An 18652-nucleotide genomic window follows, 5' to 3' on the forward strand; every position below is an offset into this window, starting at 1 on the left:
GACGACCTCATCTCTTGTTGGTGAACCGATCATCGTGAGAAAACGCTAACCCCGAAGCAGCTTTCCGCGAGGCACTTTCGCGCGTCAGATGATCGTCGAGGACGGTCGCGATCTGTCTGATCGCCTCGTCCTCGGTCATCCCGAGGTGGTGGGTGTCGATGTCGACATTCGTGATGCTCCCCCGGACGTACCGCCCCCATCCGTTGGCGCCCAACGCATCCGGTCGCCGATCGCGCACGGCGGTGAAGTAGAGCACGTCGGTGTCGACGACCGGCGGGTGCCAGTCACCGGTGGCCCGGATCAACAGGTTGTAGGCGTCGGTCAGCCGCTCGATCGTCGCGGCGTCGATGCCGAACCCGGCGCCGAGGCGCTCGGCGATCTGCTCGGCGGCTTGTTCGGCGGTCGCGTCCGCACTGACGTAGTCGATGCCGAGGACCGGGCCGAGGTTGCTGATCAGCTCGCCGGCGGTGACGGTGGTGATCGCCGACGAATCGACACCGTCGGCCTCGGTGTCGAGCATGGCGAGCAGCGCGACCTCGGAACCGGCGGCCCGCATCTCGGCGGCGATCGCGTGCGCGATCACCCCGCCCAGCGACCATCCGAGCAGGTGATACGGGCCCTCGGGCTGGACCGTCCGGATCTCGTCGGCGTACCTGCGTGCGATCTCGGCGATCGTGGTGGGGCCGGGTGTCTCGCCCCCGATCTGGGGCGCCTGCAGGCCGTACACCGGCCGGCCGGGCGGCACCTGCCGGCTCAGCGTCTGGTAGCTCCAGGCCAGGCCGGAGGCCGGGTGGATGCAGAACAGCGGCGGCAGTTCGCCTTCCGGCCGGATCGGGAGCAGGACGTCGAAGCCCACCCCGCCCGGCTCCTCGTCCCCCGGCCCGCGCGCGGCGTCGAACCCGTTGCGCATCCCGTCCTCGATCCGCCTTGCCAGGTCGGCCGGGCTCGAATCGGACAGCATCCACCGGACCGGGATCTCGACGTGCAACTCGGTCTCGAGGTCGTTGACGACCTGGACCGACCGCAGCGAATTGCCGCCGAGCGCGTAGAAGTCGTCGTCGGCGCCGACGCGCGGGACACCGAGCACGTGCTCGAAGGTCCGCGCGATCTCGGTCTCCAGCCACGACGACGGTGCGCGGAACGCCGAGGCGTCACGTGTCGGCTGCGGCAGCCTCGCCCGGTCGAGCTTGCCCGACGCGGTGATCGGCAGCGAGTCGAGCACCATCACCGCCGTCGGCATCATGTACCCCGGGAGCGCCGCCGACGCGAACGCGGTGACCTCGGTGGTGTTCACCGACCTGCCCCCGCCGTCCCCCACGCCGGCCCCCGCCGGCACCAGGTAGACGGTGAGATAGTCGACCGCGTCGGTGGAGGTGACCGCGGCCGCCGCGCGGGCGATGTCCGGGTGCGCGGCGAAGACCGCCTCGATCTCACCGAGTTCGATGCGTAACCCGCGGAGCTTGACCTGGAAGTCGCTGCGTCCCAGATACTCGAGCGCACCGCTTCGGCGACGCCGCACCAGATCACCGGTGCGGTACATCCGGGCGCCGGCCGTGAAGGGATCGGCCACGAAGCGATCGGCGGTCAGAGCCGGTCGTCCGTGATAACCCCGCGCCACCTGCGTCCCGGACAGGTAGAGATCGCCGGTCACCCCCGCCGGCACCGGACGCAGCCGCGAGTCCAGCACGTACGCACGGGCGTTCCACACCGGCACGCCCATCGGCACCGCGCCGTCGTCGGCCGTCCCCACCGCGGAGGAGGTCGCGTGCACCGTGAACTCCGTCGGCCCGTACAGGTTGTACAACTCCACGTCCGGCAGCGCACGGCGGGCGGCGTCCACCACGTCGGGCCCGAAGGCCTCACCCGCGACGAGCAGGGCCCGCAACGACAGCGCCGCGCCGGTGGGCAGGGCATCGGCGAACACCGCCAGCATCGACGGCACGAACGAGGTGATGGTCACCCGATGGGTGGACATGACCTCGGCCAGGTAGCGCGGATCGGTGTGGCCGTCCGGTCGCGCGATCACGAGTCGGGCACCGACGGAGAGGGTCGCGAACAGTTCCCACACCGATACGTCGAAAGTCGCGGGAGTCTTCTGCAGCACCACGTCCGATCGGCTCAGCCCGTACTCGGCGCTGATCCAGCGAAGCTGGTTGACCACCGAACGATGGGACACGGCAACGCCTTTGGGTCGACCCGTGGAGCCTGAGGTGAACAGCACGTACGCGAGGGCGTCCGGGTTCAGCGGCGTGATCCGGTCATCGTCGGTCAGCGGCGAGTCGTCGAACCCCGAGAGGTCGACGGAGTCGAGTGCGGACAGCACCAGCACCGGCTCGGCGCACTCGACCATGTAGTCGATCCGCTCGGCCGGATGGTCCGGGTCGATCGGCACGTAGCCACCGCCGGCGGCGTGCACCGCGTACATCGCCGTGAGCTGGTCGAGCGAGCGTCGCATACGGAGCGCGACCAGCGAGTCCGGCCCCACCCCCTGTGCGATCATCCAGCGGGCCAGCCGGTTCACCCGACCGGAGAAATCGGCGTAGGTCTGCGAGACCGTCCCGCAGATCACCGCGGTGTCCTCGGCGTACGCGACCGCGGCCGCGGCGAACATCGAGGCGAGGGTCTCGGCGGAGTCCACCTCGTGCGACGTCGCGTTCGGACCCTGGAGGGCGGCAGACCGTTCGGCGTCGTCGAGCAGGTCCACGTCGTGGACAGCGCGGTCGGCGTCGATCGTCATCGCCTCGAGCATCGCCACCAATCGTTCGACGAACCGCTCCACGGTCGACGCGTCGAAGAGGTCGGACGCGAAGGTGACACCACCGGCGATGCCGGCCGGCGCCCCGTGCGCGTCGTAGGAGTCGGCGACCGTCACCTGCAGGTCGAACAGGGCGAGTCCGGTGTCCGGTTCCACGGCCCGCACCGACAGATCAGGCAGTTCGATGTCGGTGCTCGAGATGTTCTGGAACGCCAGCATCACCTGGAACAGCGGGTTGTGGGCGTCTGAGCGGACCGGGTTGAGTTCGGAGACGAGCCGTTCGAACGGGACGTCGGCGTGACCGAACGCCGCGAGGTCGGTGGCGCGCACGTCGTCGATCAACTCGGCGAACGACATCCCGCTCCGCACCCGGGTGCGCAGGACGAGGGTGTTGACGAACATCCCGACCAGATCGTCGAGAGCACGTTCCCCGCGTCCGGCGTAGGGGGTCCCGACGGCGACGTCGTCGGTCGCGGCGAGCCGCGCGAGCAGGGCGGCCAGCGCGGCATGGAAGACCATGAACAGGGTCGTGTTGTGGGCACGGGCGACCCGTTGCAACCCGGCGTGCAGATCGGCGTCGACGGTCAGGCCGACGGACTCCCCGGCGTAGGACTGAGTGGCCGGGCGCGGCCGATCGGTGGGCAGTTCGAGCAGCGGCGGTGTATCGGCCAGTTGCTCGGCCCAGTAGTCGATCTGCGCGCGCAGCAACGAGTTCGGGTCCGATTCGGAGCCCAGGACCGCCCGCTGCCAGATCGCGTAGTCGGCGTACTGCACCGGCAACGGCACCCATCCGGGCGCTTCGCCCTGCAGACGCGCGACGTAGGCCGACATGATGTCCCGCGCGAGGGCCCCAACGAGGAGCCGTCACCGCCGATGTGATGCAGGATCACGGCGAGCACCCACTCGTCGCCGCTGAGCTCGAAGAGCACGATCCGGGTCGACGCCCCGGCGGTGAGGTCGAACGGTGCCGCGATCAGCTCCGCGATCGCCTCATCGACATCGGATTCCGCGACCTGGACGACCTCCATCGGGACGGTGTCCGCGGGCAGGATCACCTGGGCCGGTTCGCCTTCGACGAAGGGGTAGACGGTGCGCAGGATCTCGTGGCGCGCGACGACATCACCGATCGCCCGGTGGAGGGCGTCGACATCGAGACTTCCGGACAACCGCACCACGACCGGGATGCTGTACGCCGGCGACTCGGGTTCGATCCGGTTGAGGAACCACATGCGTTGCTGCGCATAGGACAGCGGGATCCGCTCCGGGCGTTCGTGTGCCACCAGGTCGACACGCCCGGTGTCCGTGTGCGACTCGGCGCGGGCGGCCAGCCGCGTCACCGTGGACGCCTCGAAGATCACCGACACCGGGATCGTGGTGTCAAGCGCCGCACCGATTCTCGCCACCACCCGCGTTGCGGCGAGACTGTTGCCGCCGAGGTCGAAGAAGTCGTCGTCGGCACCGACCGCGGCATCGACGGACAGGATGTCGGCGAACACCCCCGCGACGATCTCCTCGACCGGCGTGGCCGGGGCTCGGAAACTCCGGGTGGTGACGACCGGCGCGGGAAGGGCACGCCGGTCGAGCTTGCCACTGGGTGTCAGGGGGATCTCGTCGAGGACCACGACCGCCGCCGGGACCATGTACGTCGGCAACACCTCGCCGAGTTCGGCACGAAGTTTCTCTCCGACGAGGGCGACGCCCGGCGCGGGCACCACGTACGACACCAGGCGCATGCCGATGCCGGAGTCGTGCCGCGGGACGGTGACGGCGTAGGCCACCCGGGCGAGTTCTGCCAGCGCGGCGTCGATCTCCCCGAGCTCGACCCGGAAGCCGTGGACCTTCACCTGGAAGTCGTTGCGTCCGATGAACTCCAGGTCGCCCGAGTGGTTGCGGCGCACGATGTCCCCCGTGCGGTACGCGCGTTCTCCGGCATCGCCGAAGGGGTGGGCGACGAATCGGGCGGCGGACACCCCGGACCTGTTCAGGTAGCCGCGCGCGAGCGCGGGTCCGGACAGATACAGCTCCCCCGCGACCCCGTCCGGCACGGGCTGCAGACGGGTGTCGAGCACGAGCGTCTGCATCCCGGCGAGCGCCGTGCCGATTGTCGACCGTTCTCCCACCCGCAGCGGAGTAGTGGCGGTGGCGACGATGGTGGTCTCGGTGGGGCCGTACAGCACCCGGAATTCCCGGCCAGTAGCCGGATCGGCACCCACCCACCGGCTCACCAGGTCGGTCGGTACCTCGTCACCGCCCGACATCACGACCCGCAGGTCGTCGAGCCCGTCCGGGTCCACCGAGGCCAGCGCGGCCGGGGTGACGAACGCATGGGAGACGCGGTGATCGCGGAGGAAGTCGGCCAGCTCGCGACCACCCCGCATCCCGGTGGGCGCCACGACGAGGGTGGCCGCGGCGCTCACGGCGAGCAGGATCTCCAGCAGCGACGCGTCGAACGAGGGAGAGGCGAAATGCAGTACCCGCGGGCTGGTTCCGGGCTCACGGTCGACGTGCAGCGTGGCGAGGTAGTCGGCGACGCCGGCATGCGTGACGGCGACGCCCTTCGGCACGCCGGTGGAGCCGGAGGTGAAGACCACCCATGCGGTGTTCGCGGGCCGAACCGGGCACACCCGATCGGTCTGTCGGATCGGCGACGACGACAGTTCGGCAACCTCGGCGACGGTGGCGGGGTCGTCGAGCACGATCCACTCGAGCGCCCCGGACAGCGTCGGCCGCGACCCACGTGTCGTGATCCCGAGTGGCGCAGCCGAATCGGACACCATCTGGTCGATGCGCGCGGCCGGGTAGTGCGGGTCCACCGGGACATAGGGGGCACCCGATTTCACGACGGCCCACCACGCGACCAGCGATTCCGCCGACCGCTCCACGGCCACCGCCACCGGCCGCTCCGGTGCCGCACCGTTGTCGATGAGATACCGCGCCAGCCGATTCGAGCGGCGATCGAGCTCGCCGTAGGACAGCTCGACTTCGCCGCTGATCACCGCCGCACCGTCCGGGTCGGCCACGACGGCCGCCGCGAAGATCTCTGGCAGCAGCACGGGCTCCGCGACCGCACCCGGTCCCACCACCGACACCAGTTCGGCGCGCTCGGCTCCGCCGAGCCAGTCGATGTCACCGACGGGTGTTGTCGCGTCGTCGACGATCGCGTCGAGCACACGGTGCAACCGACTGGCGATGCCGGCCACCGTCTCCGGATCGTACAGGTCGCGGGCGAACATCATGGTTCCCGAAAGACCCTGTGCCGTGCCGTCTTCGGTGTAGGACTCGGCGAGGACCATCTGGAGGTCGAACTGGCAGATGCCGGTGTCGGCCTGCGCGCGGGAGACGCGCAGGTCCGGCAGGTCGAGCTCGACGTCGGACAGATTCTGGAAGGCGAGCGCGACCTGGAACAGCGGATGATGCGCGGTGGACCGTTCCGGGTTGAGTTCGGAGACGATCCGCTCGAACGGGACGTCGGAGTGCTCGAAGGCGTCCAGGTCGACCTCGCGCACGCGGTCGAGCAACCCGGCGAACGACTCCGCGGCGTCGAGGTCGGTCCGGAGCGCGAGGGTGTTGACGAACATGCCCACGAGCGGTTCCAGCCCCGGTTCGCCGCGCCCGGCGACCGGGGTGCCGATCACGACGTCGTCGCCGCCGCTCAACCGGCCGAGCACCGCGGCGAGCGCGGCGTGCACGACCATGAACAACGACGCTCCGTGTGCGCGCGCGAGGGCCAGGAGTTGGCCGTGCAGGCGAGCGTCGATCGCCACCGGCACCTGCCCGCCCGCCAGGGTCGCCACCGGCGGACGCGGGCGGTCGGTGGGCAGATCGAGGACGTCCGGGGCACCGGCCATGGCCGACCGCCAGAAGTCCAGCTGGGCGTGCATCAGCGAGGCCGGATCGTCCCCGCTCCCCAGCATGTTTCGCTGCCACAGCGCGTAATCGGCGTACTGGACCGCGAGCGGTTCCCAGGTCGGTTCCGCGCCGGCGATACGGGCGGCGTACGACGTCATCACATCGCGGGCGAGCGGCGCCATGGACTGGCCGTCACCGGCGATGTGATGGACCACGAGGACGAGCAGGAAACGCCCGTCGGTCCCCTCCCGGTCGTCGTGTGCGTCGCGGTTGTCCGGGCCATGGGGATTGTCCGCGCCGTCCGGGTCGATCGCGACGACGGCCACACGCATCGGCACCGACGCGGTCACGTCGAAGCCGCGGCGTACGAACCCGGCGACGACGTCCTCGACCTCGGTGGCCGATGCTCGCATCGACTCCAGGAGCACCGGGGCATGGTCGAGGACGAGTTGCCACGGCTCGCCGTCGGTGTCGGGGTAGATCGTCCGCAGCACCTCGTGCCGCCCGACCACGTCGTCGAGGGCCTGCCCGAGTGCGGCGAGGTCCAGGTGCCCCGTGAGTTCGAGGACCACCGGGATGTTGTAGGCCGGCGACTCCGGCTCCATCCGATTGAGGAACCACATCCGCTGCTGCGCCAGCGACAACGGGATGCGCTCCGGGCGTGCGGTTGCCGTCAACGCGGTGCGCCGGTCGTCGCCCAGCGACCCGACCAGCTCCGCCAGTGCCGCGACGCCGGGCGCGTCGAACACCGACCGCAGCGGAACCCGTACTCCCAGCTCCGCACCCAGCCGCGCCGTCACCACCGAGGCGGTCAGCGAGTCGCCGCCCAGGGCGAAGAAGTCATCGTCGGCGCCCACGCGCGGCACGCCGAGGACATCCTGGAAGACGTGCGCCACGGCGGACTCGGCCGGGCCGGACGGTGCACGGAACCCACGCGGGGCGATCACCGGTTCGGGCAGGCGACTCCGATCCAGCTTGCCGGTCGGGGTGAGGGGTATCTCGTCCAGTACGACCACCGCGGCCGGGACCATGTATGCGGGCAGCGATCGCTCCAGCGACTTACGTAGTTCGTCACCGGAGAGCGACGCCCCCGCGGTGGCGGTCACGTAGGAGACCAGACAGTGCGGCGTTCCGTTCCCGCCACGCGGGACGGTCACGGCGTAGGCGACGTCGGCGCGCGATCCGAGGCGCGCGTCGATCTCGCCCACCTCTACCCGGGTGCCGCGCACCTTCACCTGGAAGTCGTTGCGTCCCACATACTCCAGTGCACCGGACCGGGAGACCCGGACGAGGTCGCCCGTCCGGTACATCCGGGTTCCGGGCGCATCGGCGGGGCAGGCCACGAACCGCGCCGCCGTCGTCGCGGGCCGGCCGACATAACCGTCGGCCAGGCCGGGGCCGACGAGGTACAACTCGCCGACGACGCCCTGCGGAACCGGCCGCATCCACGTGTCGAGCACCATCGTGCCCACCGGTCCCACCGCCGTCCCGATCGTGATCGGATCACCCGCCCGCAGCGGCGTGCCGGCGGTGGCCCAGATGGTCGATTCGGTCGGCCCGTACAGGTTGATCATGTTCCGGCCGTCGGCCCACCGTGAGACCAACTCGGGCCCGACCGGTTCACCTGCGGTCGCCAGTACGCGCAGCGTGTCGAGACCGTCGGCCGGCACGGTGGCCAGTGCCGACGGCGTCAGGACGGCATGCGAGACCTGCTCGCGCCGAATCAGATTCGCGAGCTCGGGGCCGCCGTAGACATCGGGTGGCGCCACCACGAGACGTCCCCCGGAGCCGTGAGCCATCAGGAGTTCGAACACGAAGGCGTCGAAGCTCGGTGAGGCCACCTGCAACACAGTCGACGACTGGTCGACGCCGAGGACCGCGCGCTGCGCCGCGACCACCGGCGCGAGTCCGCGGTGGGAGACGACGACGCCCTTGGGCGTGCCGGTGGAACCGGATGTGTAGATCACGTAGGCGGTGTCCCCGAGCCGGATCGGGCCGCCGGCTTCGTTCGACTGGGGGCCGTCCGTCCGCGGTTCGTCGACGACGAGCCAATCGATGCTGTCGGGCAGTGCGGCCCGGCGCGCGCCGACGGTGATGCCCAACCCGGCGCCGGCGTCGGCCAGCACGAACTCGATGCGCTCGGCGGGCAGGCTCGGATCCAGCGGCAGGAACGGCACTCCCGCCTTGGCCGCCGCCCAGATCGCGATCGCCGCCTCGACGGACCGCGGCAGTGCGCACGCCACGACGCCGGACTGCGCCCGCTGCGAGATCTGCCGCGCCAGGCGATCGGACTCGGCGTCCAGCTGCCGGTACGACAGCGACCGCTCGCCGCAGGTCACCGCGATCGCATCCGGCGCCTGACCGGCTGCGGCGGTGAGGATGTCGGGCAGGGTGGCCGGTTCCGGCATGTCGTCGATCCGTCCGGCGCCTGCCTCGTGCCCGACGTGACGGAGTGCGCCGAGGCGCGAACCCGGCTCGTCGGCGATGCGGGCGAGACATTCCACGAAGTGGTCGACGATCTCCCGTGCGCGGCTCTCGTCGAACTCGTCGCGATGGAACCGTACGGTGATGCCGAGTCCCGGTTCCCCCTCGCCGCCGTCGATCTTCGGCGCCACGACGACGCTCAGCGGGTAGGGCGTGGCGTCGAGCCCGGTGACGCTGTCGACGTGCAAGCCCGCCGCGGTGACCAGTTGTTGCAGCGCGTCCTCGCGCAGCGGGAACGACTGGAAGGCCAGTGCGGTGTCGAACAGATCCGACCGGCCCACCGCGCGGTGGATGGCCGGGAGTCCGACGTAGTGGTGGTCCAGGACCAGCGCATTCGCTTCCTGCACATGGATCAACAGATCGCGCAACGACATCGACGGTTCGAGACGGACCCGGATCGGTACCGTGCTGAGGAACATCCCCAGCGCCCGGTCGGCGCCCGGCAGCTCCGGTGGCCGTCCGGCGACCGCGGAGCCCAGGACCACATCGGTGTCGCCGGTGAGGGTTCGCAGGACGAGGGCCCACGCCGCGGACAACGCGGTCCCGACCGTCACCGCGGACTCCGCGGCGGCCGACCGCAGACGCGCATACTCCTGCCCGGGCAGCTCGGCGATGACCTCACCGGCGTCGAACACGGTGGTCGCGGCACCGAGCCGGGTCACGCGGGTGGGTCCGTCGACGTCGGCGTAGGCCTGCGCCCACGCGGCCGCCGAGGCGTCCTGATCCTGTTCGCCGAGCCACGCGAGGTAGTCCCGGTACGAGGCTGCCGGCCGGCATGCGCCGATCTGCCCCGGGTCGCCGTAGTAGTGGAGGAGTTCGCCGAGCAGCAGGGGCATCGACCAGCCGTCGAGGATCACGTGATGGTTGGTGACGTGCAGGGCGAAGTGGTCGCTGTCGAGCCGCACGAGGGTGAATCGGATCAGCGAGGGTTCGGTCAGATCGAAACCGGCGGCGGCGTCGTCGGCGGCGACCCGCCGGGCGGCCCCGCGGTCCGCGGCAATGGTGAGATCGACTGTCCGGAAGCGCACCTCGACGCCGTCGACGACGACCTGCCGCGGGCCACGCGACGTCTCGACGAAGGCCGTCCGCAAGACGTCGTGGCGGTCCACGAGCGCCTGCGCGGCGCGGCGCAGCAGGCCGGCGTCGACCGGGCCGGAGAGGGCGATCGTCGACTGCACGGTGTAGGTGTCCACTGCATCGGGATCGAGGGTCGAGTGGAAGTGGATACCCGATTGCGTCGGCGACAACGGCCAGACGTCCGATAGCCGTGGGTAGTCGTTCCGCAGCCGGTCGAGATCGTCGTCGGGAAGATCGACGAGCGGCGAATCCTGCTCGGTGACCGCCTGTTCGACGACCGAACCGGTGGCGGGGTCGCCGGTCGCGGAGGCGGTGGTGGCGATCTCGGCGAGCGCGGCGACGGTCTTCGCCTCGAAGACCGCCCGGGGAGTGAGCGATAGTCCGGCGGCCTTCGCCGCCGCGACCAGTTGCATCGAGACGATGCTGTCGCCCCCGAGCGTGAAGAAGTTGTCGTCGGCGGTGACGTCGTCGAGCTCCAGTACCTCGGCGAACAGTGCGGCGATGACGCGCTCGGCCGGTGTCTCCGGCGGGCGGCCGCCTCCGCTCTCGGCACGGAACTCGCACTGCCGCAGCGCTTTCGTGTCGACCTTCCCCGACCGGGTGACCGGCATCGACTCCAGCTCGACGATCGCTGCGGGAACCATGTAATGCGGCAGGGTGTTCGCGAGGTCGTCGTGCAACGCATGCACGTCCATCGGCTCGTCCGGCGTCCCCACGACGTAGGACACGATGACCGGACGACCCGCCGGTCCGCGCTGGAGCACGGTCGCCGCCTGCGCGACGCCGGCGATCCGCGCGAGATGGGCGTCGATGTCCCCGGTCTCGATGCGCAGGCCGTGGACCTTCACCTGCTGGTCGTTGCGCCCCAGATAATCCAGCCGCAGGGCGCCGTCCGTGCGAATCCAGCGCACGGCATCGCCGGTGCGGTAGAGGCGTTCGCCGGCGGAGCGTATGGGATCGGCCACGAACCTCGTCGCGGTGACGCCTGCGCGGTCGAAGTAGCCACGCGCCAGGCCGGGACCACCGAGGTAGAGTTCGCCGACCACTCCGACCGGCACCGGCCGCAACCAGGTGTCGAGCACGAACGCCGAGACTCCCCGGATCGGTTCCCCGATCGTCACCGGCTCCCCGGGCCGGAGATCGTCGGCGCCGGTCGCCCAGATCGTGGTCTCGGTGGGTCCGTAGTGGTTCATCAGCCGACGACCCGGCGACCACCGAGTGACGATGTCCGCGCCCGTCGCCTCGCCGACCACCGCGACGATCCGCAGCTCCGGCAGACGCGACGGGTCCATCGTGTTGAGCACCGTCGGTGTGATGATGGCGTGGGACACCCGCTCGGTCCGCAGCAGGTCCTCGAGGTCGGAACCGCCGTAGATCTCCGGCGGCGCGACGGCCAGGCAGGCGCCGGCGCTGTGCGCGACCAACACTTCCGACACGCAGGCGTCGAAGCCGGGGGACGCGACCTGCAGGACCGTCGAATCGGATTCCACCGCAAAGGATTCCGCGTACTCGACCACCAGGTCGGCGAGGCCGCGATGGGTGACGTGGACGGCCTTCGGCCGGCCGGTGGAGCCGGACGTGAAGATCAGGTAGGCCGCGTTGTCCGGCCGGAGCGGGAGCGAGTCGTCGGTACCGAGCGGGAGCGAGTCGTCGGTACCGAGCGGGAGCGAGCCGGGTCCGGTGAGGGTCAGCCACTCGACCGTGTCCGGGAGGTTCGGGACGACGGCGTCGACGGTCACCCCGATCGTGGACCGCGCGTCGGCGAGCAGTTCGGCGATGCGGTAGGCCGGATTACCCGGGTCGACGGCGACGAAGGCCGCCCCGGTCCGGGCGACCGCCCAGATCGCCACGATGAGCGCCGCCGACCGCGGGATCGCCAGGGCCACCGAGGTCTCCGGTCCGGCGCCGCGGGCGGCGAGCTCGTCGGCGAGCCGGTTGCTGCGGCGCACGAGTTCGCGATATGTCATCGTGACGCCGTCGGCGCGCACCGCCGGTGCCTCGGGGTGTCGTCGCGCGGTGTCGGCGAGGATGTCCCGGAGTAGGCGGGGCGACACTGCGGGCGGCCCCTCGATCGGACAGAGGGCGGTTCGTTCGGTGTCCCAACAGGATGCCAGCGTGGCGACCTTGCGGCCCGGTTCGGCAGCGATCTGGCGCAGCAGCAGCACGAACCGCTCGAGCAGGACCTCGGCCGACTCCCGGTCGAGGCGGTCGACGGCGTACTTCACCACCAGTTCGTAGGTGCCGGGCCGATCGGCGGCCGGTTGGTCGGCCCGTCCGGGCCGGGGCGGCGTGACCTGGAGGCTGACCGGGTACGGGGTCGCGTCGTGGGCCGCCAGGCCGTTCCATCGCAGTCCCGCGTCGCCGAGCATGCGGTTGATCTCGTCCGGGTCGACCGGGTACGACTCCAGCACCGTGGCGGTGTCGAACATGTCGGCCACCCCGGTCACCCGCTGAAGTTCGGCGAGGCCGATGTCGCGGTGGCCGAGCATCGCCGCCTGCTCGGATTGCGCCCTGGCGAGCAGGTCGATCACCCGCTCGTCCGGGTCGAGCCGGATGCGCACCGGAAGGGTGTTGATGAACAGACCGATCATCCGCTCGATGCCCGGGATGGAGGCGGGACGGTCGGACACCGTGTTGCCGAAGACCACGTCGGATCGGCCCGTCATGATCGAGAGCAGCATCGCCCACGCCACCTGGATCGAGGTGTTCGCGGTCACCCCGTGGGCGCGCCCGAGACCCGCGATCGCCTCCGTCGTCGCGATGTCGAGATCGAGCGCGGCCTCGTCTACCTCGGCCGTCGCGTCGCGCTCCGCGGCGCCGGTCAGTCGCGTCGGACTCTCGATGCCGGCCAGGGTCTCCTGCCACGCGCGTGTCGTGGCGTCGTGATCGCGGGTGTGCAGCCACTGCAGGTAGTCCCGAAACGTCCGGGGTGCGGGAAGTACGGCAGCGCCGTCGGCGTCATCGTCGGCCAAGTACAGCTGCAGCAGTTCGGAGATGATGACGGGCATCGACCATCCGTCGAGGACGATGTGATGGTTGGTGATCGACAGCAGGAACTCGTCGCCACCCGGGTTCTCGGTGTCGTGCGTCAACCGGATCAGGTGGAAACGGAGCAGCGGCGGCCGAGCCAGGTCGAAGGGGGCCGCCGACCCGGCGATGAGACGACGCAGTGCACGGTCCCGGTCGTCGGCGTCGGCGATCCCGGTGAGGTCGGAGTCCGACCAGTCGACGGTCACGTCGTCGAGCAGGATCTGCCGCGGCCCGGCGCCGGTCTCGACGAATGCGACGCGGAGACTGTCGTGCCGGGCGATCAGCGCCTGCGCCGCCCGACGCATCCGGTCCGGTTCGAGCCGCCCGCCGAGTCGCAGTTCGGCCTGCACCGTGTACCCGTCGACGGCGTCGTCGTAGGTCGCGTGGAACAGCAGTCCGGACTGCAGCGCGGTCAGCGGCCACACGTCGACCATCGACGGATGGGCGGCGGTCCAGTGATCGATGTCGGCCTGGGTGGTCGAGACCAGCGGGAAGTCCGACGGCGTGTGGCCGCCGGCCGTCCCGGACCGGACGTGCTGGGCGAGACCCTTCAGGGCCTGCACCCACAGGCCGGCCAGCTCCTCGACGTCGACCCGGTCGAGCACCAGCGCGGCGTACTCCCAGCCGACGTCGAGTTCGACGCCGGCCGAACCCGGTTCGGCGATCGCATTGATGTCGATGATGGCGGGCAACGCCATCCACGGGTGCCCGGTCCCGACCAACGCGTCGAAATCGCGCGCCGGCATCCATGGACCGGTGTGATCGCCGGTCCCCATCCGGCCCAGGTAGTTGAGGCTGATCTGGGGTTCGGGTCGGTCGCCCAGTTCGTCGCGGCCGGTCGGGTCGAGATATCGGATCATGCCGTAGCCGATCCCGTGGTCGGGTGCCGCCCGCAGCTGTTCCTTGATCTGTTTGATCGCCAGTCCGGCCGACGGGCCACCGGTGAGGGCGTCCTCGACGTCGACGCCGTGCAATTCGAGCCGGACCGGGAAGCGAGAGGTGAACCACCCCACCGTCGAGGTGAGGTCCGCGCCGGGTACCGCGGCCTCCTCGCGACCGTGGCCTTCGAGGGCGATCAACTCGCTGCCGTCGGACTGCCCGCGCCGACGTCGCCAGTTCGCGAGCGCCAGGGCCAGCGCGGCCAGCAAGGAATCGTTGGCACCGCCGTGGAACCGCGCGGGGATGGTGGTGAGCGCCGCCTCGGTCACGTCCGCCGGTATCCGCATCCGGATGCGTCCGGCGGTGGCGACGATGTCTCGATCCGGGTCGAGCGCGCGGCGTCCGAGCAACCGGTCGCCCGGCTCGAGGATCTCGGTCCATCGGTCGAGTTCGGCAGCGGCACGCACGGGTGCCTGCTCGACGAGGCCGTGGACCCAGCGCCGGACCGACGTCGTCGGCAGGCCGAGGTCGGGCACCGCGCCCCCGCGGATCTGGTGCCAGGCGGTGACGAGGTCGGCGAGGAGGATGCGCCAGGAGACCCCGTCGACGGCCAGATGGTGGATGACCAGCCACATCAGGTCGGGCGCGGTGCGGTCGGGGTGCTGCATCCACACGAACCGCACCAGGACGCCGGCGCGTGGGTCGAGGCGATCGGCCGCGGCCTGGAGGTGGCGGTCGATCTCGTCACCGTCCCGACGGTCGAGCCACACGTGCTCGAGCGCCTCGTCGGCGTCGACCGCACCGGGTGGGCGGACCACCACGTGGGGTTGGTCGGCGAGATCGTCGACCAGCGTGGCCCGGAGGATGTCGTGCCGGTCGAGCACCGCGCGCAGTGTGCGCACCAGTTCGTCGCGCCCGGCGGCATCCGGGAGTTCGACCAGCGCGGCCTGTCCGAAGCGGTCGACGGGACCGCGTTCGAGCATCGCGTGCATGATCGGCGACAGCGGGATGGAGCCGACCGCGCCGCCGGGCAACTCGCGCAGTCCGGCGTCGTCGGAGACATCGGAAGCCATCGCGGCCAGAGCGGCGACGGTCTTGTGCTCGAACACATCCTGGGTCGTGAACGCGAGCCCGCTCGCCTTCGCCCGCGCCACGAGCTGGATGGACAGGATGCTGTCGCCGCCGAGGACGAAGAAGCTGTCGTCGGCACCCACCTCGACCACCCCGAGTACCTCGGAGAAGAGTTGCGCCAGTCGGTATTCCCGGGGAGTCGACGGCGGCCGCCCCGATCGCGCGGATGCGAACACGGGCGCGGGCAGGGCTCGTCGGTCGACCTTGCCGAACGCATTCAGCGGCAGGGTGTCGAGGATCGTGATGACGGACGGGACCAGGTGCGGCGGCAGGCACTCGCGTGCGAATCGCTCCAGCTCCGCCGGTTCGACCCCCTGTCCCGTCGCCGGCACCACGTACGACGCCAGGACGGTCGCGCCGGCGAGGTTGAGCGCGGGCACGGTGACGGACTGGTCCACCTGGGCGTGCCCGGTGAGAGCGGCGTCGATCTCACCGGGCTCGATCCGGTACCCACGGATCTTCAGCTGGAAGTCGGTACGGCCCAACAGCTCCAGCGACGGCGCGGTCCCCGCCCCGACCCAGCGGGCGAGATCGCCGGTCCGGTACATCCGTTCGCCCGGCGCGCCGTGCGGGTGGGCCACGAAACGTGCCGCGGTCTGACCCGGCAGACGCGCGTAGCCGCGAGCCAGCCCCGGGCCGGCAAGGTACAGCTCGCCCGCGGTTCCCATCGGCACCGGTTGCAGGGCGTGGTCGAGAACCATCACCGACGTCCCGCGGATGGGGCCGCCCACGGTGACGTCCGCATCGGGCTCGACCATCGCACTCGCCGCTGTGATCGTCGACTCGGTCGGCCCGTACTCGTTGATCATCGTCGCCGACCGGGTCCACCGTTCGACCACGTGCGGGGCGCATCGGTCGCCGCCGACGACGACGGTCTGCATCCGGGTCAGCGATTCCGGCTCGATGGTCGCCAGCATCGCGGGCGTGAGGGTCAGGTGGGTGACCTCCTCCTCGGCGAGCAACTGGGTGAGCCGCTCGCCGCCGATCACCTCCGGAGGCACAATCACCAGGGCGGATCCGGTTGCGAAGCAGGTCAGCAGCTGTTCCATCGACGCATCGAAGCTCGGGGAGAGCGCGTAGGAGACCCGGGACGCCGGCGCGAGGCCATAGGCGCGGGTGCGATCGGCGATGAGACTCGCCAACCCGGAGTGGGTGACCTGCACGCCCTTCGGCACGCCGGTCGAACCGGAGGTGTAGGTCATGTACGCGACGTTCTCGAGCCGGGCCCGCGACGGAGCCGGCGAGTCGTCGAAGCCGCCGCCCGAGGCGCCGTCGGTGTTCCCGTCGGGCGAGAGGTCGCCGAGGTCGATCCGGACAGCCGACGGGGGCACCCGCTCGGCGAACTCGTCGACGGTGATCGCCGCACGGGCACCGCTGTCGGCGAAGATGTGCTCGATGCGCTTTCGCGGGTATTCCGGATCCACCTGCACGATCGCGGCACCGGTCTTCGCCACCGCCCAGACGGCCACGACGGTGCCCAGGGACCGTCGCAGCAGGATGGCAACCGACTCCTCCGGCGCGCAGCCCGCGGCGAGCAGGCGCCGCGCGAGGCGCGACGAGGCGGCGTCGAGTTCGCGATACGTCATCGAACGCCCGGACGCGCACACCGCGGTAGATTCTCCCTGTCGCGCAACCGTTTCGGCGAGAATGTCGGCGAGTACCCGCGGCGGGGCGCAACGCGCGCCCCGCACGGGGAGCAATGTCGCCCGCTCATGCTCGTCGAGCAACGAGAGCTGTCCCACGCGATCGTCGGACGCCCCGCCGAGGAATGCGTGCAGGAACATCAGGAAGCGACGGTGGTGCCCGGTGAGCTCGTCCGGGGTGTAGATGTTCGGGTTGCCCTGGAAGTCGATGTGCGTGCTGCTCTTTCCCGCGCCCGGGTAGATGTTGACGAACAGATCGGACGTCGGACCCGAGGTCAACACGTGCAACCGCCCGGTGACCTCACCCAGCACCACCTCGCTGTCGACCATCATGAGGTTCACCGCCGGCCCGAAGGACGCCGACTCGTCTCGGGCCATCCCCATGTCGGCGAAGATGTCCTCCTGCCGGTACCGCTGCCGCCGCAGAGCACTCAGCAACTCCCCCTGCACGGAGGTCACCACGTCGCCGAGCGTGCGGCCGGCGACCGGCACACGCAGCGGCACGACGTTGGCCACCATGCCGCCCGACCGGCGCAGCACGGCGGAGTGGCGACCCGAGACCGGAAGGCTGAGAAGGACTTCGGCACTGCCGGTCATCCGCGCGAGGTACGCGGCGAACGCCGCGACGACCACCGGGGTCACGCCACCTCCCTCCTGCGCGGCCGCATCGAGCAGCGCGGCCGTCTCCGCGGGAATCGGCGCGCTCACGAGGATCGGGTGCAGCGTCGGCTTGCCGTGCCGGCCGGCCAGGGTGACGACCGGCGGGGCGCCGTCGAGATGGTCGCTCCAGTACCTGCGGTCGTTGTCGTGACGAGTCGACCCGGGGTAGGACGCGTCCTGGGCGATGATGTCGGCGATGTCGCTCGCCTTCGACGGCGGCGCGGGATCGCCGCGAACGGCCGCGTTGTACAGCTCGGTGATCCGCCGGACCATCGTCACCGCGGCGAATCCGTCGAGCGCGATGTGGTGCGCCCGCAGGTACCACATGTAGTGCGCGTCCCCGACGCGGTAGACGATGCTCGTCATCAGGTCGTCGGTGAGCAGGTCGAGCGGTCTCGTGTAGTCGAGCAGCATCAGCCGGTGCGCTGTCGCGGTCGGATCGGCCTCGCCGCGCAGATCCACGGTGCTCACCGGAGCGCTCTGGGAGGCGACGTATTGCCGCGGTTCGCCATCGACGACGACCAGGCGCAGGTGCCCCGAGCCGAACTCCCGCCCGGTGATCAGGCAGACCTCCGTCAGCAACTCGGTGTCCAGTTCGCCGTCGATGTCGACGTACTGTGCCACCGAGATCGGCAGGTCACCGGCCACATGCTGGGCGAACCAGATGCCGCGCTGCGCGGCGGACAACGGAAGTGAGTCCACACCGGGATCCGGTCTCGCCGACGTGGCGGCTCCGGTCGTCTCCGTGGGATGGTCATCGGCCGGCATCCGGGTCGACGAGGAGTGCGCGGACGGGGTGACGAGATCCTTGTCTGAGATGGTCACGTGGCCTCCATGCGTTCGTATCGATCGCACTCGTCCGGGTATCAGGACCACCCGGGCGCCCCCCGCAGACCACGGGATGGACAATTCACAACCCGCGCGAGATCAAGCCAGATAAGCCCCCCTGGAGAGCTGTCGCCCCGTCGACAAATCGGACCATACTCCCGATTAACATTCGCCGACATCCCTTTTCGGCAAAGGTAAAACGTCAGTAAAGGCGAAGTAAAGACCAGCGAAAAAACGTCTCAGAATGGTCACGGAGAATTCGATGGTTCATTCGGATGAGTTTTCCGAAAGGCGTGGATTTTCGCCCGTGTCTCTG

At 70.4% G+C, this 18652-nt stretch carries 1 pseudogene; it reads right to left on the minus strand.

The features are described from left to right. Nucleotides 1-7: 7 nt before the first annotated feature. Nucleotides 8-18333, minus strand: a pseudogene (locus QAD21_RS18990) (amino acid adenylation domain-containing protein). Between the last annotated feature and the right edge of the window lie 319 nt (nt 18334-18652).

The organism is Gordonia sp. SMJS1 (assembly GCF_029866425.1).
Classification (GTDB): Bacteria; Actinomycetota; Actinomycetes; order Mycobacteriales; family Mycobacteriaceae; genus Gordonia; species Gordonia hongkongensis.